Source organism: Polynucleobacter asymbioticus, from assembly GCF_018687575.1.
Lineage (GTDB): Bacteria > Pseudomonadota > Gammaproteobacteria > Burkholderiales > Burkholderiaceae > Polynucleobacter > Polynucleobacter asymbioticus_C.
Map to the genome: position 1 here is coordinate 283,937 of NZ_CP061297.1, position 24,580 is coordinate 308,516.

Here is a 24,580-nt window from a genome sequence, read left to right on the forward strand (position 1 = left end):
TTTCTTAGATTAAGTAAAGAGATCAAATGAGTGATACGCCGATCTATGTAACGCAACCCTTTCTTCCTCCGCTTGAGGAGTTCTCAACATATTTGGAGCAAATTTGGAAGAATAAGATTATTACGAATGGCGGACCATTCCATCAGCAGTTGGAAAGTGCTTTATGTGAGTTTCTCGGTGTGAAGCATATTAGCCTTTTTAATAACGGAACCATTGCCCTCATTACCGCTTTGCAAGCTCTAAAAATAAAGGGTGAAGTTATTACAACTCCTTATTCATTTGTAGCAACAGCGCATTCACTTCTGTGGAATGGAATAGAGCCAGTTTTTGTTGATATTGACCAAGATACATTAAATCTAGACCCTCAAAAAATTGAGGCGGCGATTTCTCCGAGAACCACTGCAATCATGCCAGTTCACTGTTACGGAAATCCTTGCGATGTGGATGCTATACAGGCAATTGCAGACAAACATGGCTTAAAAGTAATTTATGATGCCGCTCATGCATTTGGAGTTAAATGCCACTGTGGCAGCGTGCTAAATCATGGCGATTTATCTGTTTTAAGTTTTCATGCGACAAAAGTATTTAATACTTTTGAAGGTGGGGCGATAGTGTGCCCGGATGCAGAAACAAAGCGCCATATAGATCAACTGAAAAATTTTGGATTTGTTAACGAAACTACTGTTGAGGTAGCGGGCATTAACGGAAAGATGAGCGAGATAAACTCTGCGTTCGGCTTAGTCCAATTGAAATATATTCAAACAGCCTTAAATGAGCGAATGAAGATCGATGAGATGTATCGAGCCCATTTGAGTGATATCAAGGGAATAAAATGTCTCGAAGGCTCAGGACAAATTGCTAGTAACTACTCTTACTTCCCAATTTTAGTTGGGGCAGATTACCCATTGAGTAGGGATGAGCTTTATGAAAAGCTGAAGGAAAACAATATCTTTGCGAGAAGATATTTCTATCCCCTTATTAGTGAGTTTCCGATGTATAGAAGCCTCCCATCTTCCGGGGGAGCTAACTTACCAATTGCAACGAAGGCGTCAAGAGAAATATTATGCTTACCAATTTACCCCGGGATTGCAATAAAGGATCAAATGGGTATTATTTCTTTAATTTCCAAATTAAGTGAGTAGTGAAGCCTCCTGGAAATTTATTTTCAGCGCGTGACACTATTTATTTAAGTGGGTGCTACAAAATTTTATCTGTATGGTAACTAGCTTTTTAGACCAAATTTTACGGGTTAGCAGTCTATATCAGCCCAGCAGCATATCTTGGGGTGCCAGCATTCTTTCCGATTGAGACTGACTTCTACATGAAAAACTATTACGATGATATTTCGCGGTATGGAGATGTAACAGCAATTATTACGCAAAATTCTGAACACATTTCTTACCGCACACTTACTGATGTTGCTGATAAGTTAAAAGAAGTATTTGATAGTCGCTGTCTTGTCTTTTGTGTTGTTGCAAATAACCTTGAATCAGTAGTTGGTTATATTGGCATGCTGAGGGCAAGGGTGGTTCCCGTATTAATTTCTCCAGATATAAATAAAGACCTATTTAAGGGGTTGTTGGAGGCCTATAGGCCAACATACATATGGGCGCCGTTTGATAGCTGTTTAGTGCCGAGCGAATGTTCACGTGCTTATAAGTTTGGGGATTATTTTTTATCAAAAACTACCTACGTCATGGATTATGGATTGCATGGTGAGTTAGCCCAACTTTTAACTACTTCTGGAAGCACTGGGAGCCCAAAATTAGTGCGCCAATCCTATAAAAATATTACAAGTAGTGCTGATTCTATAGCCACATATTTATCTATATCTCAGGCGGATAGACCAATTACTACGTTACCTTTTAACTATACATATGGATTATCTATTATTAATAGCCACTTGCTCAAAGGTAGCTCAATAATCTTATGCAACTTTTCTGTAATGGAGAAGCCTTTTTGGGATAGCCTAAAACAGCATTCCGCCACTTCATTTGGTGGCGTACCGTACACATTTGAAATACTCAAAAAACTCAGGTTTGAAAGAATGAATCTTCCGAGCCTAAAAACAATTACCCAGGCCGGCGGAAGGTTGTATGCGGAACTTGTTAAATATTTTTCAGATGCCTGCGAATCGAAAGGGGTGGATTTTATAGTGATGTATGGACAGACTGAAGCAACCTCACGAATGTCTTATTTGCCTAGCAAATTTGCCAAAATTAGATCAAATAGTATTGGCATACCTATTCCAGGAGGCGAGTTTTGGCTTGAGGATGAGAATGGCCAAATCATTTTGCAAGAAGGTATTGATGGAGAGTTGGTATACAAGGGCTCAAATGTTGCTATGGGGTATGCCTCATGCCGACAAGATTTAGCTGCTGGCGACTTGAATGATGGGGTTCTACATACTGGAGATATAGCGAGACGCGATTCCGAAGATTTTTATTACATAACCGGAAGGAAATCTAGATTTCTCAAAATATTTGGAAATCGCGTCAGTTTAGATGATGTTGAACAGCTTCTCAGGGCTGCGCAATATGATGTGGCTTGTGCTGGCCGCGATGACAATATGGAGGTTTTTGTTGCAAAGGGGGTGGATGCTCAGGAGGTCAAAACTTTCATCACCAGACAAACGGGGTTACCATCTGCGAGTTTGAGTATTATTGCTGTAGATAGTATTCCGCGTAATGAGTTTGGGAAGATTCTTTATGCAGACCTCAAGAATTTAGTAGCTGCTTGCAATAACTAGGGTGGGGTAAATGTTTGATTTAGTTAATTTAATAAATGAGCCCCCTTATGCGCTCCCTCAAAAACTAAAAGAACAACTATATATACGAGCTCTTTCGGATATTACCAAGCATCACTATCTAAAATGCGCGCAGTATAAAAAAATAATTGATATGTTGGGTTGCCATACAGAGTTTAATATTTTGGCTGAGGTACCTTTTATTCCAGTTCGACTCTTCAAAGAGTATGAGTTATTGAGTGTTGAGAAATCTGAGGTTGTAAAGACTATGATGTCTTCGGGAACCTCGGGTCAAAGTGTATCTAAAATTTTTCTGGATAAGGTTACGGCTGCTAATCAGACCAAGGTGCTAACAAAAATTGTCTCTTCATTTATTGGGGTCAAGCGATTGCCGATGCTTGTAATTGATACGCACTTGATTGTAAAAGATAGAAACCTCTTTTCAGCACGTGGTGCAGGCGTTCTTGGTTTTTCAATGCTGGGATATGACGTTACTTATGCCCTGAATGAAAAGATGGAGCTTGATCTTGACCGAGTAGAACAATTTTTGAAAAAACACAAAGATGAAAATATTCTAATTTTTGGGTTTACTTTCATCATATGGCAGCATTTCTATAAGACCTTAGAGAAATTAAATATCAAGCTTTCTTTGGGGAATGGGATTTTGATACATGGCGGCGGCTGGAAAAAGCTTCTTGGAGAGGCTGTTGACAATAGCGTGTTTAAGGCTAGATTAAATAGTGCGACTGGACTATCTAAAATCTATAATTATTATGGAATGGTAGAGCAAACTGGTTCCATTTTTATGGAGTGTGAAATGGGGTATCTTCACTCTTCAATCTTCTCAGATATTTTAATTCGGGATTTCAAAGACTTTAGCGTCTTACCCCCGGGGCAGCAGGGATTGATTCAATTGCTGTCGTTGTTGCCCGTTAGTTACCCTGGGCATTCAATTATTACCGAAGACATTGGTGAGATTATTGGGGCTGATGATTGTCGTTGTGGTCGTAAGGGTAGGTATTTCATGATTCATGGGCGTATTAAGAAATCAGAGATTAGGGGTTGTAGCGATACATATGAGTCTATTGAGTAATGGTCTAAATTATCTCGTGGGTAAAGTGGGGATGGAGCTTAATCCAAGACCGCTACGCCCATACGATCCCTTGGTGTGTGACTTTTTAAGCCAGCTATCAGTGGCGCTATTTGCAGACAGTCAAGCAAGACGGTATCCCGATGTAATGTCTTTTGCTTTTTGGTGTCGAAAAGCTAACTTAGCAACGTTGAAGGATAATTTTTCTTCAGAGCATCTTCGTCTTGGGGTGGGTTATGCATTTCATATAGCCCCATCTAATGTGCCTATTAATTTTGCTTTTTCATATGCCTTTTCGCTTTTGGCGGGGAACTGTAATGTTGTAAGAGTTTCTTCTAAAGATTTTGCTCAAACAGAAATTGTTTGTAGGCTTATCACGGGTTTATTGGAGAAGCCCCTCTACGGCAGGATTGCTGAAATGACTGCATTTGTTCGGTATGGTCATGATGATGAAATTACAGGACATTTTTCCTCTGGCTGCAATGCAAGAATTATATGGGGAGGAGACGCCACCATAAGTAGCATTAGAAGGGTTCCCGCTCCATCACGAAGTGTTGAGATGGCTTTTGCAGATAGGTATTCTTTTTGCATAGTCTCTACAACTGCGATTCTTAATGCAAATGAATCGGAGCTTAATAAGCTAGCTAAGGCATTTTATAACGATGTTTATTTGATGGATCAAGACGCCTGCTCATCACCTCATCTTATTGTTTGGATGGGGGATGCTGATCTAAAAGCGGCGCAGCATAAATTCTGGCATAGGGTTTATGAAGAGGTTGTTTCAAACTATGATTTGCAGCCAGTCAATGCCATCGATAAATACACAATGATTTGCGAGAAGGCTATAGAGCTTGATTGCGTGGTTGGATTAGAGCGGAATGGAAATTTTATATACAGATTGCAAATGAACGGACTGCCCGATAAAGTGGATATTTGTAGGGGTCGGTACGGACTTTTCTATGAATTAAAAGTAACGAATTTGAATGTTATGGCCAGATTGGTGGGTACCAAGTTTCAGACGCTCACGTACTTTGGTTTTGATAAGGCGTTTTTCTGTGATTTTGTTGTGCAGAATAATCTTTTAGGAATTGACCGAATTGTGCCTATAGGCTCAGCACTTGATATTGGGGTGATATGGGATGGTTACGATATCGTGAGCACTTTATCTAGGGTTATTGATATACAATAGTGCCCATTGTGGGCCCTTAATTTTTGCTCATTAAACGTGGTTTCAAATTCTCTTTCCATCAAGAAAGAGTGCTTTTTTAGTGTTTTGTCAGAGATTCCTGGCGCTATATTTATCTGAGTATGCTTAAGCATTAGTAAAGAAAATTTAAAGGAGTTTATATGTCTAATAAAGAAAAGTATGACAAAGTATTTACTGAGTGTTTTTCAATTGAGCCTTCAGTACTGAATTCGGGGTTTGTTTATCAATCTATACCTGCGTGGGATTCTGTTGGTCACATGAGTCTTATATCTGTGTTGGAAGAGACTTTTGAAGTTATGTTAGAAACTGACGATATTATTGAATTCAGCTCCTATACGAATGGAATGAAAATATTGGCAAAGTACGGAGTAGAGTTATAAAGCTGGCATCTATTAATCTCGTATATTGATCTCTGCCGTAACTTTATATTCTTGCTTAAGGCGCCTCGATTTTTTGGTAATGACTAAAGCCCTATTACTTTCCTTCTCATCTTTTTAATAGATACCCATTTAGCTTGATGGCTTTTGAAGCGCGGTGTATTTGTAATAAATGTGCTCGAATATTCTTATTGGTCTAAGATGATTTAAATCAAACAATGCTGTTCACACTTATTTAGAGTGCCTAAGGAGTTTCGAATGAAATTGGCAATATACGGAGCAGGAGGATTGGGGCGGGAAGTTTACGAGATTGCCATGAGGCGAAATGCCGCATCTAAGCTTTGGAATGATATTCTTTTCATAGATGACTTTAGCGAAGAGGGTGATTACTTTGGCACCCAAAGAGTTCATTTTGAATCCTTATTGAGCTGCAAAGAAAGTTACGAGTGCATAGTTGCTGTTGGTGAGCCCAAGTCCAGGGAGGTTTTATATAAAAAACTTGTGGATCATGGCATGCGCTTGACTAAACTAGTTGATACTACCGCGATAATATCGCCAACATGCAAGATTGATCTCGGAGTTATCGTTTGTGAATTTTCCACTATACATACATACGTTGAGATAGGGTGTAATGCATTAATTCAACCCTTCTGTGATATTGGCCATGATATTAAAGTTGGCAGTCATTCTGTGCTTTCTCCATTTTGCGCCCCTGGCGGCGGAACTATTTTCGGAGATAGAGTATTTGTGGGTATGAAATCAGCCTTAATGGAGGGACTGGTTATAGGTGATGATGCGATAATCGCGATGGGCTCTGTAGTATTTCGAGATGTGCCACCCTTGGCAACGGTCGTGGGAAACCCTGCTAGAATTACACGTGGTAATGATGACCACAAAGTATTTAAAGGTTAAAAAGCGCTAGGGAAGCATTGCACCAATTTTGACTTTAAATAAGCAATTTAAAGGGTCGGCAAAGGATTTCCGCATATGCTAAAAGGTAAGATAGCTTTTGTAACTGGCTGCAATCGAGGTATTGGCAAAAGCGTTGCAGAAATTTTTGCGAAAAATGGTGCTATTGTTTATGCGAATGCAAAAACCCCCGACTCATTATCTGAGTTATGCGGTCAAGACTTCTGCGAAGGCTCCATAATTCCACTTTACTTCGATGTATCAGACAGAGCCGCAACCAGGAAAGCTTTCATGAAGATCATGAAAGAGCAGGGAAGGTTGGATTGCCTTGTAAATAATGCTGGGATATTAGTCGATACATTAATCACTATGCTTAATAGAGAGACCTTAAAAGAAATTTTTGAGGTAAATGTATTTGCTGTATTTGAAATGATGTCTTATGCATCGAGAATAATGTCTAAGCAAAACTCTGGATCAATCATAAACATTGCCAGCATATGCGGAGACGAAGGTGGAATGAGGGGACAAACTGCTTACTCAAGTTCCAAAGGTGCGGTAATTGCCTTAACGAAAACCGCAGCAAAAGAGCTGGGCCGATTTAATGTTAGAGTAAATTCTGTTTCGCCAGGCTTTATTAATACTGATATGTTTCGCTCGGGCCCCTCCGACATCCAAAAACAATTGGTTAATGGTGTTTATCTTAATCAAAGGGTTGGACGCTCTGATGAGGTGGCTGAGGTATGTGTATTTTTGGCTAGCGATAAATCTAGCTATGTCAATGGGGAAAATATTCGCGTGGACGGTTTTGCCCATATCTAGAATTTCGATTAAAAGTTGGTTTTACTGGGCGACTCAATTTGCATGTAAGAAGGCTTATCTATGATGGATGTTTCTCAAATCTCTAGAGTTTTAAAGCGAGAATACCCCTTATTGCTTCTAGATGGCGTAACAGAAATAAAGTCAGGAATAATGTGTAAGGCATTTAAAAATCTGAGTTATAACGAATGGTTTTTCCCTAAACATTTTCCTAATAATCCAATAATGCCTGGCACGCTGCAGTTGGAAGCTTTTACGCAGGCAGTTGCCCTACCTTTGCTCATTTCTGAAGATGTCGATGGCCTCCCCGATATTCCAATATTGTTGGCTGGCATAGATAAGGTTCGCTACTATCGATCAGTTTTCCCGGGTGACAGGTTGGAAATCTGCGTTCAAATTAACCGTATTGCCATGGGGATTGCTACTGCCAGTGTGTCGGGTAGTGTAAACAATGAAATGGTGAGCGAATGTAATATTACCTACAAACTGCTAGAGAGATAGCTATGGAAATTCAACCCATATCATTCGACATCCCGGGCATTATGGCTTGTCAGCAAAATCGGTACCCCATGTTATTTATTGACAGGGTAACTGAATGTGTCCCCCTAAAGTATGCGAAGGGTTTTAAATTATTTACATACAACGAATGGTATTTTCACGGTTATGAAACGGCAAGCCCAAAAGTTTGGAATGTAGTGCAAATTGAAGCAATGTCACAGATGTTTTTGATGACATTTCTTTCGGAAGAAAAATTTCGCGGCTTAGTTGCTATGAGCAATCGATTTGATAAAGTCCAGTTTTTTAGAAAAATTATTCCTGGCGAGAGGTTGGATTTAGAGGCAACCTTGGAGAGTTTTGGTCGCGGAGTTGCCCGTGGCAAGGTTAAGGGCGAGGTAAATGGCGTCCTTACCTGCTCAATGGAATGCACTATTGTAATTCCCGAATTTTTTGCGGACTTTAAACAGTCTCTAGCAAACAACACTGCCTCAAAAGTAGTCAGCAATATTACTGCAGGCAATGTAATAAATTTCGGCATTGAAAACGTTAAAGAATGTTTATTAAATAAATATCCTTGGCTTCTTTTGGATGGCGCCACGGAAATTCAGCCTGGCAAATTTGTTAAGGCAATAAAAAACTTTACATACAATGAGCATTATTTTCCAGCGCATTTTCCTGGGTCGCCCAGTGTGCCTGGTTTTATTCAGATTGAATGCTGTATGCAATCCTTTCTATTAACCTTTTTGAGTTTAGATCAATATAAGCGGCGAGAAACGGCAGATCGCTTGCTTAATAATGTTCACTTGAGACGTAAAATAGTCCCGGGGGATACCCTGGAGATGCATGCAAGCTTAGATAGTTTTTCACGTGGGATTGCAAGAGGTCGCGTTGAAAGTTATGTAAATGGAGAGCAGGCAATCTCACTAGAGGTCACAGCGGTTGTTGTGGACGAACTTGAGAAATTTAGACCGAAATTAAAGGGGTAGCAAATGCGTGTTTCGGACTACATAATGTCTCGACTAGCTCATGCTGGTGTTAGACATGTCTTTCAGGTTACGGGGCGAGGGGCTCTGTTCTTAAGTGATGCATTAGCAAAAAGTAATGATCTAACTGGAGTGTCTCTTCATCATGAGCAATCATGCGCATTTGCTGCAATTGGTTATGCAGAAAAGACGCGCGGGCTCGGAGCATGCCTTGTCTCCACAGGTTGCGCATCAACTAACACGATGACTGGTGTTTTATCTGCATGGCAGGATGGTGTTCCGTGCATTTTCATATCTGGCCAAAATATTCTGAATGAAACTACCAGGCATACCCAGATCCCGCTTCGTACTTATGGGCAGCAAGAAGCAGATATTGTTGCGTTGGTCTCGCCAATAACCAAATATGCCCACATGCTTACTAAATCGCAGGACATTGTTGAGGTGATGGATCGAGCATTGCATGCAGCTTTGAGTGGGAGGCAGGGGCCAGTATGGATAGATGTGCCATTGGATCTTCAGAGCGCATTAATTGATCCAGATACGATTTCACGTGTCATATTGGATGGGGACGAAAACCCGTCAACATCTAATATAGATGTTGAGCTTGTGGCCAATAATATTCGCCAAGCAAAAAGGCCATTGTTACTCATTGGAAAGGGCGTTCGCTCTTCAGGCTCAGAAGAATATCTAGTTAAACTAGTTGAAGAGTGGAGTATCCCGGTAGTTTATGCAGCATCTGCGCCTGATAGCTATAGTTTGGATCGCGCTCTTTCTATTGGATCAGTGGGTGCCATGGGATGTTCTCGTGCTGGCAACTTTGCTGTGCAAAATTCTGATTATGTGCTGGTACTGGGATCACGCCTGACGGCTCTTACGACCGGGGTTGATTACTGTAAATTTGCACGCGATGCGAAAATTAATGTGGTTGATATTGACCCTGTTGAGCATAGCAAAATAGGTATTCGTATCGATTCTTTTATTAAGTCAGACTTGAAAAGTTTTTTATCTGAATTACTGAAAAATCCATTACAGAGGACGCCAGAAGCCTGGGTTGAAAAGTGCAAACACTGGAAAAACCTATTTTCATTTGTGGAGTCAGATTTTAATTCACCAGACCTTGTGGATTTATATCAGCTTGCTGAAAGATTAGGTAAGCTAATGCCTCCAAGGTCTACATTGGTAACTGACTCAGGCTTAGCGGAGGTCATCCTTCCTACCAATATTCGCTTTTCTACTGGCATGGATTGCATTCACCCCGCATCACAGGGTGCTATGGGTTTTGCATTGCCAGCTGCAATTGGAGTTCAGCATGCAACAAGTCAAATGGTCATTGCTATTATTGGTGATGGGTCAATCATGATGAATTTACAAGAATTAGAGTCAATCCGTTATCAAAAGTTACCAATAAAGATCATTGTTATTAACAATAACGTTTACTCAATCATAAGGCGGCGGCAAAAGGATTTATTTCGTAAGCGCACCATTGGCACTGACCCTGAAAATGGTGTGAGTTGCCCTGACTTTTCTAAAGTTGCCGATTGCTTTGGTTTGCAATATCAAAGGATAGACTCGGTGCGTGATTTGGATGTTGGTTTGGTCGACTTCTTCTCATCCCCTAGCTCCATTATTTGCGAAATTATGGGGCGTCCGGATCAGGGTTATATAGAAGTGGCACGAACTCGAAGTGCTCAAGACGGAAGGCTTGTGCGCCGCCCCCTAGAGGATCAGGCCCCCTTTTTATCGCGAGAGTTATTCATGCAAGAAATGATTGTAGAACCGATTGATCAATAGGTAAAAGATGTCTTTTATAACGTTACGTACAGGCCGAGATATTGGCGATTATTTAAAACCATATATTGTGGCAGAACTCAATACAAGTCACTTTGGCGATATAGAAATCGCAAAAAAGATGATTGAGCAAGCCAAGCTTGTTGGCTGTGATTGCGTCAAATTCCAATCGTGGTCGGCAGAATCACTTTATTGCGAAGATTACTATAGGGTAAATAAAATTGCTAAGCGCATGGTGACAAAATTCTCTTTAAGTAATGATCAGTTAAAAGAGCTTTCTAGTCATGCAAAATTAATAGGGATTGATTTTGCATCCACTCCTTACTCTATTGATGAAGCTATTTTTTTGGTAGAAGAATGTGGGGTTCCATTTATAAAGATTGCCTCAATGGAGCTAAACAATTTTCCTTACTTGACTGAGTTAAGTAATCTGGGTGTGCCTTTAGTTCTTTCTACTGGAATGGGAACCATGGAGGAGATTGGCTTAGCTGTAGAGGCTATTAGATTGGCTGGAAATAATAAGCTCATCATTCTGCACTGTACTTCTGTATACCCCGCTTCACCAAATATTATTAGGCTCCAAAATATTGCCACACTTAGAAGTAAATTTTCTGAATACCCAATTGGCTATTCAGACCACAGCATTGGGATCGAAATACCAGCAGCATCTGTTGCCTTGGGCGCCTGTTTAATTGAGAAGCACTTTACATTAGATAGTGCGAAGATCGGGATGGATAATCAAATGGCAACTGAGCCTGAGGAAATGGAATCTATGATTGCAGCATGTCATCGCGTGCATGAGGCGATGGGGGGGTCGGAGCGTATTTTGTCGCAAGAGGAACAAGATCAGGCTGTCAAGATGCGACGTAGTATGGTGGCTAAGGTTAAACTTTTTCCAGGGGACTTTATTACAGAGTCAGTAATTGAGTTTAAGCGCCCAGGAAATGGGATACCTCCATCTAGTTATAAGCAGCATCTAAATAAGAGAGTTGTAAATGAGGTGGAAGTAGGGGCTATGGTTAGTTTGGGCGATATAGAGCAATGATTTACATTTGCTTGTAATTAATTAAAATTAAAAAATTTATTTTGGACGCTAATTCAGATGGGCAATTAAAAAGCTTCTACCTGTAAAGTTGATAGTAATAAATGTAGTAATTATTTTATAAAATATGAAGTAGCTGAAGCAGAAATAGCCGATTAAATGAGGTCACGACTCTTTTAGAGCGCTGTTAATTAGAAAGTCTGGTCATCCAAGGGAATTCTAAAATTATGAGCTGACCACCCTTTGATATAATTAGCTAAGCAAAAAATGCGAAATATAAGGCCAAATTGTCTACCTTAAGAGTGCTCAAAGTTTTTTTTGGCGTTTTATCTCGCAAAAGAAAACTGGATCTAATTAACATAATACTGCTAAATATTGCCTGTTCGGCTCTTGAGCTTGCAAGTATTGGCGCAGTTGGTCCATTTATGCTGGCGCTAACCAGGCCAGAAATTCCATTCAACTACTTAGCTCCTTCAGAATTTGGTCGAGCCCTGGACCTTGTTGCCGCTCAAGACATTGTTTTGCCAATCACTATCGCTTTTATAGGATTGATTTTTTTATCGGCTTTATTTAGGTCTGTAGTGCTTTATTTTGGAACACGATTTTCATTTGCACTTGGTTCTGAAATAAGTACAGCCTGTTATAGGGCCTACTTAAATAAGCCGTATTTAGAGGTAATAAGTGATCACACTAGCGAAATTATTAATAATATTTTCGTGAATATCAATCTTGTGATTTACCAAATAATCAATCCAGTAACCATTTTTTTTAGCGGATTATCATTGATAATTGCTCTATCGGTACTTATGTTGGTTGTTAATCCAGCGGGAACAGCCTCCGCATTCTCCTTCTTGGCGGTACTTTATTTTGCCGTTCACTTCTTGGGTAAGAGAAGAGCTAAAGATAATGGGGCAAAAATAGACTTTGAGTCCTCGAGGGCCATTAAAGCATTGCAAGATGGTATCGGTGGAATACGGGATGTTATTGTCAATGGAACTCAGCAGGCTTTTCTGGACCTTCATTCGAGTGCTGACTTAAATCTAAGAAAATTACAGGGTGCAAATCAGTTTATTAGCGCATTCCCGCGAATTGGGATAGAGGCGGCGGCAATGATAGTGGTTGCTATAGCCGGATACTTAATATCTGATAATTCAGGGCTTACATTAGCCCTCCCAACCTTGGCAATAATCGTTATGGCTGGGCAAAGACTTTTGCCTGCCCTGCAACAGTGTTACGTTTCCACTAACTCAATCAATTCAAGTATCCAAGCTTTAAACAAGATTAACGATTTATTGATATTTGATAAAAATAATTCTGCAGCTTTGGAGAAAATGCAGAAAATATTTTTTAACCATTCTGTTTGCTTAAAAAATATTGAGTTACAGCTTGGAAATCCACCTAAATTAATCTTGAATGGAGTTAATTTGGAGGTGCGTAAAGGTGAGAGAATTGGGGTGATAGGTAAGACTGGATCTGGAAAAAGCACTCTTGTCGATATTCTGATGGGCTTACTATTTCCAACTAGTGGGTCAGTAGAGGTTGATGCGATTAGTCTTAATTCGCACAACGTAAAGACATGGATGCAAATGGTAGCGCACGTTCCGCAATCTATTTTTCTAACAGATGCCTCAATTAAATGCAATATTGCTTTTGGTGTTCCTGAAGCCGAAATAGATCTTGCAAGGGTTGAGTATGCAATTAAATCTGCTCAGCTCACGGATTTAATTAATAGCCTCACAGATGGTATTAACTCAATTATTGGCGAGCGGGGCGCTTTTCTGTCTGGAGGTCAAAGGCAGCGAATTGGTATTGCTCGCGCGCTATATAAAAAATCTCAAATTCTGATCTTTGATGAGGCTACTAGTGCCTTGGATGGGGAAACAGAAGGCTCGGTAATGAATTGTATTTACGACTTAGATCCTAATCTAACAGTGATAGTCATAGCGCACAGATTATCAACATTAAGGGGCTGCGATCGAATTATAGAGATTGATTCTGGTAGGATTGGAGTAATTGGCACCTATGATGAATTGGTGAAAAATGAGTGATCTCAGTAGCCCATTTGAATTTGCTCCAGTAGTAATACATACATATACAAGGCATGAGCATCTTAAAAAGACAATTGAGGCTCTTTTGCTTAACGATCTTGCGCCTTCAACAGATTTATATATTGCCTCTGATGCTCCGAGACAGCGCAAAGATGAGGGCGATGTTTTGAAGTTGCGAGAATATATTAACTCCATCAAGGGGTTTAAGTCTGTCAATATAATTTTAAGAGATAAAAACTTTGGCCTTCACCTTAATGCATCCGCTGCATTTGATGAGGTATATAAGAAAACTGATAGGTTAATAACAATTGAAGACGATACGATTGTTGGAAGAGGATTTCTAAGGTATATAAATGAGGGTTTATCGCTTTATAGAGGAGATGAGAGCGTTTTTGCTATTTGCGGATATCTTTATAAATCCATCCGTATAAATTCTTCATCTGATGTTGTGCTTTTACCTGGATTCTCAGCTTGGGGTTATGGAATTTGGAGGGATAGGTTTTATGGTTTGCCAAATTATGTTGAAGTTGCAAACGAGTTTCTGAGAAGTCCCAAACTGTTTGTTAAATTAATGTTAAATCGTCCTGATTTAATTTTTGGGGTATGGAGTGTTGCCAGTGGGCGTCTAGTTGCAGCTGATTTAGCTTTTTTACTCGATATGATTAAAAAAAATAAAAAATGCCTATTCCCAAAAGAATCTTTAGTGCGAAATATTGGTAACGATGGAACTGGTGAGAATTGCATAGTCGATTCCTCCTATAAAGATCAGCAATATAATCAGAATGACATAGTGATTGTTGGAAGTGATAGTGCGGCCCATAGATATCCCCTCAACCCTTTTTTTTCAGCGCTTGGTGGGTGGAAAATTTTAATTAAAAATTTATCCAAATTCTTTATGCTGATAATTGTTGGCGAGCGCCTATATAAGAGGCTTGCTAACCTTAAAAACTCTATAAAACGGATGTTAGTAAATTAAGATTCAATATGATAAATTTATTTGGATGGGTTTATGAGAAAACCAATCAATCTACTAGTTTATTTAAGTATTTCTGGTTAGCGCTGCGCAGATTAACTTTGAAGCTTTATCCTAGCGCACCATGTCGCATGGAGGTGTATGGGGTATATATGATTTTGCCATTTAACAATGCGTTACCAGGATATTTGTTTGACCTTGAGTTTGGTTTTTATGAAAGTAGCACTTCAGAATTGCGCCAGCAGATGTAATGAAAATTGCCTACGACCATCAAATTTTCTACCAGCAACCCTTTGGCGGTATTTCTCGTTACTTTACTAATGTAGCTTCTCAAATTCTTGAGGCGGGTGAAGCGGTCAATATTTTTAGTCCGATCTATTGCAATCGTTACCTGGGATCTTTGCCTGAAAATATTGTTCGGGGGCATTACATCGCAAAATATCCACCGAAAACAATAAGGCTGGTAAATGCTTATAACAATGTCGTTTCTAAGCATCAAATTGGAGCGTGGAAACCCGATTTACTACATGAAACCTATTACTCTAGGGCGAGCCTTGCCCCGAAAAAGTCCGCTATTGTTACGACTGTATACGATATGATTCATGAAATTTTTGAAGAAGATTTTTCTGATGGCGGTAGAACATCTAGATTAAAGCTTGAGTCAATAAATCGGGCTGATCACATAATATGCATTTCTGAAAGCACGAAAAAGGATTTGATCGAGATATTTAATGTGCCCCACCATAAAGTTTCGGTTGTTCTATTAGGCTTTGACCAACTCTCTCAAAATCCTCATCTGAAGGGAAGCGCTGCCGATTCTTATGCTCCATACTTGTTGTACGTAGGATCTCGAGCCGGGTATAAAAACTTCACTGGTTTTGTTGAGGCTGTCGCCTTATCGAGAGGCTTAATGTCCGATATCAATATTATTTGTTTTGGCGGCGGATCCTTTGATGAGAATGAAACTACCCTCTTTAAGCAGATGGGCTTTAAAGAGGGGCAAATTCTTCAGATAAGTGGGGGTGATGAGCTGCTTGGATCTTTCTATAGGGGGGCTAAAGCTTTCGTATGCCCTTCTTTATATGAAGGATTTGGGATTCCACCGCTTGAGGCGATGGCTAATAATTGCCCTGTAATATGTAGTAATACGAGCTCTATCCCAGAGGTTGTCGGAGACGCCGGAAAATATTTCAATCCGAGTGATGTCGGTGATATGTGTAGGTCAATCGAGAGTGTTGTTTACGATGAGTCTATGATGCAGGAGCTTAAAATATTGGGTGCTGAGCGTTTGCAAAATTTTTCTTGGAAAAAATGTGCCGATCAAACCCTTGCAATTTATAAGCAGTTGGTCTCTTAGCCCCAACGGATTTTGAGCCTTACCTTATTAGGTTTTAAATGGTTATCCCTTCAATATGATTAGACATATAGTTAATATTTTCTTATGGTTTCTGCCGCCAACAAGATTATTTCTGTTGCGAAATTTTTTCCTAAAGATTGCCGGTATTAGATTGGGTCGAAACGTTAGATTTTGTGGGCGCTCCTGGATTTACGGCCGAGGGGATTTACTTATTAGTCACGATACTTGGATTAGTCCAGGTGCAATTATTTTCACCCATGAGAGTGTAGCTATCAATATTGGCTCTCAGTGCGATATTGGGCCGGGCGTAGAGTTCATCACCGGCAGTCATGATATTGGCACCTCGCTTAGACGTGCTGGCAAGGGGTATGCAAATGCAATCACTCTGGGGGATGGCGTTTGGATCGGAGCTAAAAGCATTATCTTGGGTGGAGTCACTATTGGGTCTGGATCAATCATTGCGGCTGGTTCTTTGGTTAGATCTGATGTGCCACCCAATTCATTGGTTGCTGGAGTTCCAGCAGTAGTTAAGCGATCTCTGCCTCTATGACAAAGAGGGTTGTTTTCATGTGCAATGCTTTGGATGACTTGACTCGTTCAGAGCGGGGAATATCAACTGATAGCCCAGCTGCCACAAGAAAAATAATCTTAATGTGCAAAGCTTTACGTCTTGCTGGCGTCAGGCCGATTATTTTAAGTATGGGTCGAGGGGGATCCATTGCGGAGTGGAAAAGTTTTTCAAGTGTAGTGCGAAGAATTGATGGCTTGCCATTGCTATACATTCCGTTTACATCAATTCCAATTCTGTCCCAGCTGTTGTCGGCCCTTGCATTGATATATGTTGTCTGTAAGCTACGTCTTAGAGGGGTTAATCACCTCATTTTTTATAATCGTACGGATGCATTTCTCCCATCGCTGTTGGTAAGCTCAGTATTGAAGTATAAAAATATCCTTGACCTTGAGGATGGCGAAGTCCGTAGGGGTGGGCGTCTACTAAGTTGTGGTTTTGCGAGGATGATCACCTACGCATATGATGTCTTATGCGATCGTGCTTTACTTGCCTGCTCTGCGCTTAAACAGGCTACCTCAATACGCCCTATACTTTGTTACTACGGTGCAATATTTAAATTTCATCAAAAAATTAAGCTTGACTCTAAAGTTATAACGGTACTAATGAGTGGGACCTTAAGTAATGAGACGGGTGCCAGTTTATTAATCGATACCATTCGAATGATGGCCTCTAGTAAGGCGCCATGGCTAAAAAATGTTCGGTTTGAAATCACCGGTAAAGGTGAGTCTCTTGATGAGTTTGTGAAATTAGCAAGAACTACAGTCGCTCCTGAAGTGGTGGTTCATGGGCGTCTTACTGACTTAGATTACGCTGATGTCCTGAATAGGGCTGATGTTGGTGTATCTCTTAAGCTGAATGATGGACCTTATGCAAATACTACCTTCCCTTCAAAAGTGATTGAATATGCAGCTGCAGGATTATTAATTGTGACTACGGATATTAGCGATGTTCGCACTATTTTTGGGGATGGTGCGCTGTATTTAAATCAAGACAATCCTCTAGAGCTTATCCGGCATCTTGAGTTTATTGCGGCTAACCCAAATGAAGTATTCATGATTGCAAAGACTGGCCAACAAGCCGTTCAAGAAATTTGCTCGCCAAAATTGGTTGGCAAAAAACTTCAGCAGTTTATTTTTGGAGCAGTTTGATGACCAAGGCTCCGATAGTTACTTGGCAAGTAGTTTTAACTGACCATCAAGCGTTCACTTATGAGGCGCTTGCAGATTCAGCTGGAGTCAAGGTGCTATCACATGTCGTAGTGATGGAGGATGAGGCCAGAAAAAAGCAAGGCTGGCTTGATCTTCAGGTTAAATCACTTTCTAGATTTTTAATTCCCCGCAATAATTTCTTTAAATATTGTTTTGGCGTTATTCGGGATCATCAAAACTCTATTCACATATTTGCTGCGCCATTCTCAGACTGGAGATTTATTCCATGCATGCTCTATGCAGCCTGGTTAAATGTTGAGTACTTCATTATCTCTGAGCCATATTCTCCGGAATCGGAGGGATATTTAAGTGACACCTCTTTAGTAATGGGACAAATTAAGGCGCTCCTTCGTCCTAAACTGTATAGGTTGTATGGACTACTTTTGAGAAGATCTGTTACGGGGATATTTGCAATATCTCGCCTAGCCCTTTTTCAGTTTCAAGCAGCTGGCTTTCCAGCGTCCAAGTTATTTCCATTTGGATATTTTGTTCCAGGCCAATTTGGATCTAAGGATGAAGAGAGATTTAGATTGCATCGACAGCCCCACTCTAGTATTAATGCTATTTTTGTTGGAAGTTTAATTAGGAGAAAGGGCGTTGATTTACTCATCGATGTAAGTAAAGCCCTATTGGCCCGGGGCTCCAGAATTTCTATTGATGTTTATGGTCCAGAGAGTAAGGATATGCCCCTCTTGAATTTCCCAAACCTGAGCTATAAAGGAGCAATACCCTTTGGAATGGCTCAGAAAGAGATGGCTCAATATGACTTGGTGATTGTTCCAAGTCGTCATGATGGCTGGGGTGTTGCAGTTAATGAGGCTATTCTTGCTGGCACCCCTGTTGTTTGTAGCGACCAGGTTGGGGCTGGTACTCTGGTTAATAAGTTTGCCTGCGGCCTTGAATTCAAGTCTGCAGATCATCATGCTCTTCTTGAGATCTTGAGGAAGATCGAAGATGATCCTGAGCTATTAAATTCCTTTAGTGAACGAGCCATTAGTAACCGAGAGCGCATTGAGCCAAAGATTGCTGCTAAATACATGCTTTCAGTATTTGAATCTTCACCATCAAGAAGGGCGATGATTGATTCGCCTTGGTACTGAAATGCACCCCATCTCTTTGTCCCAAAAATCTATCAGAATTCATCTTACAAATGTAACTGGAACGGGAGCAAGTCAACTCTTAGAATCCCTGCTTCCCGCCTTAGTTGATTCTGAGCAAGCGCATGTTACGCAAATTTATCTACCAGATACGGGGATTTTGTCTGGATTTTCATTGGTATCTGAGAGTGTCATCATTAAACAGTACCGACGATTTCTTCCAAAGGCTATTTCAAGATTTTTAGAGTGCACATTATTTGCCTATAAATTTAACGACTCAACCCCCATATTGGTGCTGGGCGATCTTCCCTTAAGAGTTCAGTGTAGGCAAACCCTATTTGTGCAAACCCCGCATTTAATTTCCCCCAAAAGTTTTGCGTGGCATCCAAGGGGGTGGAAGTATTTAATAACTAGATTCATTTTCCGTCTGAATATGAATAGGGTAAGCACCTTCATTGTACAAACAGACATAATGAAGACCTCCTTAATCGCTTCTTATCCATCAATAAAGGACAGGGTTAGAATTATTTCCCATCCGCCACCTCGATGGCTTTTGGAGTGCAAAATACCAGAGCGGCATCGTAAGGCTGAGATTCGCAATTTGAGGCTCATCTATCCTGCTGCAGAATATCCTCACAAGAACCATTCCCTGTTGAGTCGAATTGATATTGCTGAATCTAGGTTATGGCCTGTTGAAGAGCTACTGCTCACGATTAGGGAGGTTGTGAATCCAGCACCCAGTATTAGCTGGGTCCAATGCGTTGGCCATCTTTCTCCTGCTGAAATGATTCATGCATATGGAAGTGTTGATGGAATCCTATTCCTCTCAAAGAAAGAGAGCTTGGGTTTTCCTCTGGTAGAAGCCATGTTCTTTGGCTTACCAGTCATCTGCCCTGATTTGCCATACGCTAGAACGCTTTGTGGTGATCAGGGAATCTATTTCGACCCCGATAGTGTTGAGTCTTTACGAGCCGCTTTGATGGAATTAAAGGGGTTGTTATCTGATAATTGGAAGCCAGATTGGAGTGGGCAGCTTAGAGGCATTCCAAAAGATTGGGACGGTGTTGCATCCAAAATTTTAGATTTAGCCATTAATCCACTGGTTGTTGATTGAAAATGTCGAATATAAAAATATCAATAATTACTGTAGTACGAAATCGCATAAAGGTGATTGGCCAAGCCATTTCAAGTGTTCAAAGTCAAGATTGCCAGAATATAGAGCATGTAATTATTGACGGTGCATCTACCGATGGAACTCTGGAGCTTATTCAGAAATTGGTTGGAGAAAAAACAGTTCTGATTAGTGAGCCGGATAGCGGTATATACGATGCTCTTAATAAAGGGATTTTAAATTCAACTGGCGATGTTATTGGCGTATTACATTCTGATGATTATTTTTCCGATGAGCTTGTAATTTCACAGGTGTCAAAGCTCTTTGAAGACCCATCGATAGATATTGTTTACGGTGACTTGGATTATGTTTCCAGCATCGATTCGGATAAAGTTATCCGTCACTGGGTAGCGGGAGAGTTTTCGCAGAAAAAGCTTTCGTGGGGCTGGATGCCACCTCATCCAACGGTATTTATTCGACGTTCCATTATTGAGGCATATGGGGCCTACGATACTGGCTATCGAATTTCTGGTGATTACGACTCCTTGCTCCGTTACTTTGGTCGCGGTAAAGCTAGGGCGATATACCTAAAGCGCGTTTTAGTAAAAATGCGTGTTGGTGGTGAAAGCAATCGATCCCTGAGGCACATCATGAGAAAAATGACTGAGGACTATCGCACGTTGCGTCAAAACAGGGTTGGTGGTTTTGGTGCCTTGATTTGGAAAAATATTAGCAAAATTGGTCAATTTATCAAGGCTGGATAATTCGTGTAATACCTCTTTGACCTTACCTACCTTCTAGTGATCAGGTATTCCGGCACTTTGTAACGCACTATTGCCCAATAGAGCCAAGCGTAAGATATTGCAAAGAGCATTGCAAATCCCTTTAGCGCAAGGTGATAGCGCCAGAAGAGCACCGCAGGAATAACGCCTAAAAGACAGAGTAGCCAAAGATAAGGCGATGTCATTGAGTTTCTGTAAATCTGAAGTTGTTGGTTCTGATCGCTATTGTCCCAGCGCACTATTCGGCGATAAATGAGTTGATGCAGATGAAGAGCATCTGGCATACCGGGATGAACACGCTTGAGAATCACTCTGCGGTAGATTGTGAAAAGTGTTTCAAAAATAGGGTAAATGCAAAGTAATAGCGGAAACCATTTGGATACTTCTGGATGTCTTGCTGTCAAGAGGACCGAGAGTTCTGCAATCCAAAAACCCACCAGATAAGCGCCGCCATCACCCAAGAAAATGAGGCCGCGTGGATAGTTCCAGACCAGAAAACCCAATAAGGCGCCAATCATAGCCAGCGCTGCAATCATGATTTGGGTGTCGCCAACCTGAAAAGCCACATAAGTCAGGCCACCAAGAATGATGATTGCAACCATGCTCGATAAACCGTTGTAGCCATCAATAATGTTAAAGGCATTTGCCACCCCTGCAACTGCAAAGCAGGTAATTCCAATGGCTAGTGCTGGGTAGGCAAGCATTAAGTTATCAATACCCAAAATCTGGACTGAGGTCAGCCAGCCTCCCAAGAGGTGACCGGCAATTGCAGCAGCAATGAAGCTTGCAATCAGGCGAACCTTAACACCTACTTTTTTTATAATGTCTTCGAGAAACCCAAATAGAAAGGCTGGTAGTGACGATGCAATAAGGAGTAATCCAAAATTACCAACGGCTTCATTCTCAAAGCGCCGAACTACTAGTGAGATGATCAACCCAAGTAGTATTCCGAGGCCACCAATTCTTGGAACTATATGACTATGAAATTTTTGTATTGCGGTAGTGTCAGAGTCGGCGCTAAATTTGGAATGCAAATGGCTACTACGAATCACCCAAAGAGTGATTAATAAGGATGTTAGAAAGGAGACGGCTAAAACACTCATGCTTCCTTAGTTATAAAAAGTACACATATGTGTACCAATTTTAGTCTATTGAGATAGCCTCTTATGGCACCAAACTCAAAAACAAGAACTCAAAGAAGATAATCAAGTGCACTACGCCCTGTAAGAGTGTTGTTCTGCCAATGGCTAGAGTTAGCGCCCCAATGAAGAAGCTCAGGTACATCAGAGTCATATTCAGGCTACTGATGCCTAGGCTTAGTGGCAGATTGAAGAAAATCGCTATTGCGGCAACCGTAGGGATTGTGAGTCCAATGCTGGCTAGGGCTGATCCAAGCGCTAGGTTTAAGCTACTTTGTAATCGGTTAGCTCGGGCTGCCCTGACTGCTGCATAAGCCTCCGGCAGTAATACCAACATCGCAATGGCAATACCAACAACTGTCTTGGGTGCTCCCGCTGCTTTAACTCCAGCCTCAATTGCGGGGTTAAGTGCCTCCGCTAGACCTACAACGACGATTAGTGAAATCAGTAAAAGGAATGCGCTAACAGTTGTTTTGAGATTGCTAGGCTTTTCAGCGTGTGTATTGCTGTTTGATTTTTGTTCTTCCGTCTTTGGCAGGTAGTAGTCGCGATGACTGATTGTCTGGAAAAATAAGAAGGCAATGTACAGGGCAAAACAGGCAATACCCGCAAAGGCAAGTTGGCTCTTAGTAAAGTCTGGTCCTGGAGTGCTGGTAGTAACCATAGGCATTACCAAAATAAAGGTAGCCATCGCTGTGAGTACGCCTAATGCAGAGTTAGTGCCCTCATTGCGAAAAGACATCTCATGATGCTTAAAGCCTCCCATGAAGATACACAGCCCAATCACGCCATTAATCACAATCATGACGGTTGCAAAGACGGCATCACGAGCAATAAATTCAGCACCCTCGTGACCGGCAAGCATCATAGCGATGATGAGGGATACCTCAATAATAGTGACGCTGATCGAGAGCACCAGGGTGCCGTAAGGCTCACCCGTTTTATGAGCGATAACTTCAGCATGGTGAACTGCTGATAGCACTGCCCCTATCAGAGTAATGCCCATCAGAATGATGAACCAGGTTTGACTGAGCAGATATGCCATATTGAGTAATGAGTGCAGGTTATATGTTGGTGAAGTGCTTAAACTCAGGGTAAGCTTGAGCGATTAATGCTGATAGTTTAAAAGGTTTATATGAATATGAAGGCAATTGTTTTGTTTGGTCATGGTGCCCGTGATGCTCGTTGGCGCGAGCCTTTTGATCGCTTAGCTTCGCTCTGGAGGGTGCGCTATCCCAATACTCCGGTGGAGCTAGCCTTTTTGGAGCTCATGCAGCCAAGCTTAGAGGAGGCGATTGCTGCCCAAGTATCGGCGGGCGTTAGAGAAGTGGTGGTTGTGCCTGTCTTTTTTGGGCAAGGCGGCCATTTACGCAACGACTTCCCAGTGTTGCTTACAGCTTGTCAGGAAAAATTCCCCAACGTGACTTTAAGCGCTACGCCTGCTGTTGGTGAGGATGATGCTGTCTTGCAAGCCATCATTGATTTTGCCGCTAGAGCCATCTAAGTTCTCGACTAGATTATTGGCGATATTGCCTGTTTGTTGTTTCTTCCTTAAGGCTTCACCAACCATGATGAGTGCAGGCGAGGCACTATCAAACCAGTCATTGGCTTTGCCATCAGCTAATTGACCGAGGGTGCTTGACCAGTGACGCTCATTCTTGGTGCTGACCGCTTCTAGGATATGAACTGGAGTTTGATTGGTGTGTTGGGAGTTGCTTCCAATTAATTGTTTGGCAATATTGCTAGCATCTTTGCGGCCCATGTAATACACCACAGTATCTGCACTTGGGTTTTGCAGGGGTTGGCTCTTGTTCCCCTCCGCTTCATCAGCTTGCGCCAAAGTCACAAAAGCAACACTTCTACTAACGCCACGTAATGTCAGTGATTGCTGAATAGCTGCTGCACCTGCTAGGGCGGCAGTAATGCCTGGTACTACTTGGACTTCAATGTGATGCTGTTTGAGCGCTTGAATTTCTTCATCAGCGCGACCAAACATCATGGGGTCACCGCCTTTAAGCCTGACAATGATTTGGTGTTTCTGTGCCGCATCGATTAAGCGCTTATTAATGAAGTGCTGGGCTGAAGACAGCTTGCCACAACGTTTGCCTACAGGCACTTTAATAGCTTGAGGGCATAGCTCCAGCATGGCTGGATCAACTAATGCATCATGAAAAATAATATCAGCCTTCTCTAAGAGTTTGGCTCCGCGTACGGTAATCAGATCAGCGGCACCAGGACCTGCGCCAACTAAATAGACTTTGCCGAGGGTAGCGTTTTTCATGATGCTGCAATAGTGGCGCGTTGATCGCGCCAGCTGTTTTGCGTGACCACTGAGAAGAGATCAAATTGTTTAAGGGCAACATCCAGATTTTGATCTGCACGTAGCTCAAAAGTATCAAAGCCTACTCTGGCGCCTTGTAAGAGCTGATCAATAAGGACATCACCAATCGCTCGAACTTCACCTTGCCAGTCAAAGCGACCCCTCAGGAGTGCTGCAGTGCTAAAACTTCTGCCATCTCTAAAAATCGGGAAGTGTGCGCCAACTACTGGCCATAGTGATTTGCCAGCTTCAATGATGTCAGTATGTTTCAGAATGTCATCATCTGCCGCAAACCAAACACCAATCTCACCTTGATTTGCGCGATGGATGATGTCAGGATTTTTATAGTGCGTGATCCACCAATGAAATGGCACCAGTACCTTATGCATTCCATGCTCTAGGTCCGGAATGCCACCTTCGTCATGTTCACCATCCCATACCTGCCATCTATTGGGGATAAGAGAGGGCTTGCCATCTTTTGGAAAAGAAATAATTTGCTTATTCATATGCTTATTTTT

At 41.4% G+C, this 24,580-nt stretch carries 25 protein-coding genes; 21 read left to right on the plus strand and 4 right to left on the minus strand.

The features are described 5' to 3' along the window. The first annotated feature begins 26 nt into the window (after positions 1-26). The 20 genes from AOC19_RS01540 (at position 27) to AOC19_RS01635 (ending at position 20,585) form a co-directional block, all read left to right on the plus strand. Positions 27-1,142, plus strand: coding sequence for a DegT/DnrJ/EryC1/StrS family aminotransferase (locus AOC19_RS01540; RefSeq protein WP_215376979.1), 1,116 nt, complete (start codon positions 27-29; stop codon positions 1,140-1,142). A gap of 179 nt (positions 1,143-1,321) precedes the next feature. Beyond that, positions 1,322-2,749, plus strand: a complete 1,428-nt coding sequence (locus tag AOC19_RS01545) for an AMP-binding protein (RefSeq protein ID WP_215376982.1) — start codon at positions 1,322-1,324, stop codon at positions 2,747-2,749. A gap of 10 nt (positions 2,750-2,759) precedes the next feature. After that, positions 2,760-3,839, plus strand: coding sequence for an acyl-protein synthetase (locus AOC19_RS01550; protein WP_215376985.1), 1,080 nt, complete (start codon positions 2,760-2,762; stop codon positions 3,837-3,839). Further along, the gene (locus AOC19_RS01555; RefSeq protein ID WP_215376988.1) at positions 3,832-5,025 is read left to right on the plus strand and encodes an acyl-CoA reductase; all 1,194 of its coding nucleotides are present in this window, start codon (positions 3,832-3,834) and stop codon (positions 5,023-5,025) included. The genes AOC19_RS01550 and AOC19_RS01555 overlap by 8 nt, the downstream gene beginning before the upstream one ends. A 158-nt stretch (positions 5,026-5,183) precedes the next feature. Continuing rightward, complete coding sequence (locus AOC19_RS01560) at positions 5,184-5,423, plus strand: acyl carrier protein (protein WP_215376991.1); 240 nt, start codon at positions 5,184-5,186, stop codon at positions 5,421-5,423. A 255-nt stretch (positions 5,424-5,678) separates the two neighbouring features. Further along, positions 5,679-6,332 (plus strand): NeuD/PglB/VioB family sugar acetyltransferase, encoded by a 654-nt coding sequence (locus AOC19_RS01565; RefSeq protein WP_215376994.1) that lies wholly within the window; start codon positions 5,679-5,681, stop codon positions 6,330-6,332. Positions 6,333-6,407: 75 nt separating this feature from the next. Continuing rightward, on the plus strand, positions 6,408-7,148 hold the full coding sequence (locus tag AOC19_RS01570; RefSeq protein ID WP_215376997.1) for an SDR family NAD(P)-dependent oxidoreductase: 741 nt from the start codon (positions 6,408-6,410) through the stop codon (positions 7,146-7,148). A gap of 60 nt (positions 7,149-7,208) precedes the next feature. Beyond that, positions 7,209-7,646 carry a 3-hydroxyacyl-ACP dehydratase FabZ gene (gene fabZ / locus AOC19_RS01575; protein ID WP_215376999.1) on the plus strand — a complete coding sequence of 146 codons (438 nt, stop codon included), beginning with the start codon at positions 7,209-7,211 and terminating at the stop codon, positions 7,644-7,646. 2 nt (positions 7,647-7,648) lie between these two features. Further along, a complete protein-coding gene (locus AOC19_RS01580; RefSeq protein WP_215377002.1) occupies positions 7,649-8,629 on the plus strand; it encodes a 3-hydroxyacyl-ACP dehydratase FabZ family protein in 981 nt (326 codons plus the stop codon). A 3-nt stretch (positions 8,630-8,632) separates the two neighbouring features. Next, a complete protein-coding gene (locus AOC19_RS01585; protein WP_285896594.1) occupies positions 8,633-10,417 on the plus strand; it encodes a thiamine pyrophosphate-binding protein in 1,785 nt (594 codons plus the stop codon). A 7-nt stretch (positions 10,418-10,424) separates the two neighbouring features. Further along, complete coding sequence (locus AOC19_RS01590) at positions 10,425-11,459, plus strand: N-acetylneuraminate synthase family protein (RefSeq protein ID WP_215377009.1); 1,035 nt, start codon at positions 10,425-10,427, stop codon at positions 11,457-11,459. Between the two features lie 284 nt (positions 11,460-11,743). Next, positions 11,744-13,504 carry an ABC transporter ATP-binding protein gene (locus AOC19_RS01595; RefSeq protein ID WP_215377012.1) on the plus strand — a complete coding sequence of 587 codons (1,761 nt, stop codon included), beginning with the start codon at positions 11,744-11,746 and terminating at the stop codon, positions 13,502-13,504. Further along, positions 13,497-14,480, plus strand: coding sequence for a hypothetical protein (locus AOC19_RS01600; RefSeq protein WP_215377015.1), 984 nt, complete (start codon positions 13,497-13,499; stop codon positions 14,478-14,480). The genes AOC19_RS01595 and AOC19_RS01600 overlap by 8 nt, the downstream gene beginning before the upstream one ends. Before the next feature lie 8 nt (positions 14,481-14,488). Then, entirely contained in the window at positions 14,489-14,728 is a 240-nt protein-coding gene (locus AOC19_RS01605; RefSeq protein WP_215377017.1) for a hypothetical protein, read from the plus strand. Next, positions 14,728-15,834, plus strand: a complete 1,107-nt coding sequence (locus AOC19_RS01610; protein ID WP_215377020.1) for a glycosyltransferase family 4 protein — start codon at positions 14,728-14,730, stop codon at positions 15,832-15,834. The genes AOC19_RS01605 and AOC19_RS01610 overlap by 1 nt, the downstream gene beginning before the upstream one ends. A 115-nt stretch (positions 15,835-15,949) precedes the next feature. Further along, positions 15,950-16,384, plus strand: a complete 435-nt coding sequence (locus AOC19_RS01615) for a DapH/DapD/GlmU-related protein (protein ID WP_251368052.1) — start codon at positions 15,950-15,952, stop codon at positions 16,382-16,384. Between the two features lie 17 nt (positions 16,385-16,401). Beyond that, positions 16,402-17,553, plus strand: coding sequence for a glycosyltransferase (locus tag AOC19_RS01620; RefSeq protein WP_215377024.1), 1,152 nt, complete (start codon positions 16,402-16,404; stop codon positions 17,551-17,553). Then, a complete protein-coding gene (locus AOC19_RS01625; RefSeq protein ID WP_215377025.1) occupies positions 17,553-18,713 on the plus strand; it encodes a glycosyltransferase family 4 protein in 1,161 nt (386 codons plus the stop codon). Before AOC19_RS01620 ends, AOC19_RS01625 begins: the two co-directional genes overlap by 1 nt. A gap of 649 nt (positions 18,714-19,362) precedes the next feature. After that, the gene (locus tag AOC19_RS01630) at positions 19,363-19,824 is read left to right on the plus strand and encodes a glycosyltransferase (protein ID WP_215377026.1); all 462 of its coding nucleotides are present in this window, start codon (positions 19,363-19,365) and stop codon (positions 19,822-19,824) included. A gap of 2 nt (positions 19,825-19,826) precedes the next feature. Continuing rightward, a complete protein-coding gene (locus tag AOC19_RS01635; protein ID WP_215377027.1) occupies positions 19,827-20,585 on the plus strand; it encodes a glycosyltransferase family 2 protein in 759 nt (252 codons plus the stop codon). Positions 20,586-20,611: 26 nt separating this feature from the next. On the opposite strand, the gene AOC19_RS01640 is transcribed toward AOC19_RS01635, so the two are convergent. Both AOC19_RS01640 and AOC19_RS01645 read right to left on the minus strand, forming a co-directional pair. Further along, complete coding sequence (locus AOC19_RS01640; protein WP_215377028.1) at positions 20,612-21,706, minus strand: MraY family glycosyltransferase; 1,095 nt, start codon at positions 21,704-21,706, stop codon at positions 20,612-20,614. A gap of 61 nt (positions 21,707-21,767) precedes the next feature. Beyond that, entirely contained in the window at positions 21,768-22,787 is a 1,020-nt protein-coding gene (locus tag AOC19_RS01645; RefSeq protein WP_215377029.1) for a calcium:proton antiporter, read from the minus strand. Between the two features lie 90 nt (positions 22,788-22,877). On the opposite strand from AOC19_RS01645, the gene AOC19_RS01650 reads away from it, so the two are divergent. Further along, positions 22,878-23,246, plus strand: coding sequence for a sirohydrochlorin chelatase (locus AOC19_RS01650; protein ID WP_215377030.1), 369 nt, complete (start codon positions 22,878-22,880; stop codon positions 23,244-23,246). Here the strand turns inward: AOC19_RS01650 and cobA are convergent. Then, positions 23,169-24,023, minus strand: a complete 855-nt coding sequence (cobA, locus tag AOC19_RS01655) for a uroporphyrinogen-III C-methyltransferase (protein WP_215377033.1) — start codon at positions 24,021-24,023, stop codon at positions 23,169-23,171. The genes AOC19_RS01650 and cobA overlap by 78 nt on opposite strands. Then, positions 24,020-24,568: a DUF934 domain-containing protein gene (locus AOC19_RS01660; RefSeq protein ID WP_215377036.1), complete on the minus strand. Its 549-nt coding sequence runs from the start codon at positions 24,566-24,568 to the stop codon at positions 24,020-24,022. Before AOC19_RS01660 ends, cobA begins: the two co-directional genes overlap by 4 nt. Positions 24,569-24,580: the final 12 nt, after the last annotated feature.

Excerpts from the sequence above, each read along its gene's own strand:
- AOC19_RS01585 (WP_285896594.1), top strand. The coding sequence starts at position 8,633 with ATGCGTGTTTCGGACTACATAATGTCTCGACTAGCTCATGCTGGTGTT.
- AOC19_RS01550 (WP_215376985.1), top strand. The coding sequence starts at position 2,760 with ATGTTTGATTTAGTTAATTTAATAAATGAGCCCCCTTATGCGCTCCCT.
- fabZ (WP_215376999.1), top strand. The coding sequence starts at position 7,209 with ATGATGGATGTTTCTCAAATCTCTAGAGTTTTAAAGCGAGAATACCCC.
- AOC19_RS01600 (WP_215377015.1), top strand. The coding sequence starts at position 13,497 with ATGAGTGATCTCAGTAGCCCATTTGAATTTGCTCCAGTAGTAATACAT.
- AOC19_RS01580 (WP_215377002.1), top strand. The coding sequence starts at position 7,649 with ATGGAAATTCAACCCATATCATTCGACATCCCGGGCATTATGGCTTGT.
- AOC19_RS01560 (WP_215376991.1), top strand. The coding sequence starts at position 5,184 with ATGTCTAATAAAGAAAAGTATGACAAAGTATTTACTGAGTGTTTTTCA.
- AOC19_RS01620 (WP_215377024.1), top strand. The coding sequence starts at position 16,402 with ATGTGCAATGCTTTGGATGACTTGACTCGTTCAGAGCGGGGAATATCA.
- AOC19_RS01635 (WP_215377027.1), top strand. The coding sequence starts at position 19,827 with ATGTCGAATATAAAAATATCAATAATTACTGTAGTACGAAATCGCATA.
- AOC19_RS01605 (WP_215377017.1), top strand. The coding sequence starts at position 14,489 with ATGATAAATTTATTTGGATGGGTTTATGAGAAAACCAATCAATCTACT.
- AOC19_RS01540 (WP_215376979.1), top strand. The coding sequence starts at position 27 with ATGAGTGATACGCCGATCTATGTAACGCAACCCTTTCTTCCTCCGCTT.
- AOC19_RS01660 (WP_215377036.1), bottom strand. The coding sequence starts at position 24,568 with ATGAATAAGCAAATTATTTCTTTTCCAAAAGATGGCAAGCCCTCTCTT.
- AOC19_RS01625 (WP_215377025.1), top strand. The coding sequence starts at position 17,553 with ATGACCAAGGCTCCGATAGTTACTTGGCAAGTAGTTTTAACTGACCAT.
- AOC19_RS01565 (WP_215376994.1), top strand. The coding sequence starts at position 5,679 with ATGAAATTGGCAATATACGGAGCAGGAGGATTGGGGCGGGAAGTTTAC.
- AOC19_RS01650 (WP_215377030.1), top strand. The coding sequence starts at position 22,878 with ATGAATATGAAGGCAATTGTTTTGTTTGGTCATGGTGCCCGTGATGCT.
- AOC19_RS01645 (WP_215377029.1), bottom strand. The coding sequence starts at position 22,787 with ATGGCATATCTGCTCAGTCAAACCTGGTTCATCATTCTGATGGGCATT.
- cobA (WP_215377033.1), bottom strand. The coding sequence starts at position 24,023 with ATGAAAAACGCTACCCTCGGCAAAGTCTATTTAGTTGGCGCAGGTCCT.
- AOC19_RS01610 (WP_215377020.1), top strand. The coding sequence starts at position 14,728 with ATGAAAATTGCCTACGACCATCAAATTTTCTACCAGCAACCCTTTGGC.
- AOC19_RS01590 (WP_215377009.1), top strand. The coding sequence starts at position 10,425 with ATGTCTTTTATAACGTTACGTACAGGCCGAGATATTGGCGATTATTTA.
- AOC19_RS01545 (WP_215376982.1), top strand. The coding sequence starts at position 1,322 with ATGAAAAACTATTACGATGATATTTCGCGGTATGGAGATGTAACAGCA.
- AOC19_RS01640 (WP_215377028.1), bottom strand. The coding sequence starts at position 21,706 with ATGAGTGTTTTAGCCGTCTCCTTTCTAACATCCTTATTAATCACTCTT.
- AOC19_RS01570 (WP_215376997.1), top strand. The coding sequence starts at position 6,408 with ATGCTAAAAGGTAAGATAGCTTTTGTAACTGGCTGCAATCGAGGTATT.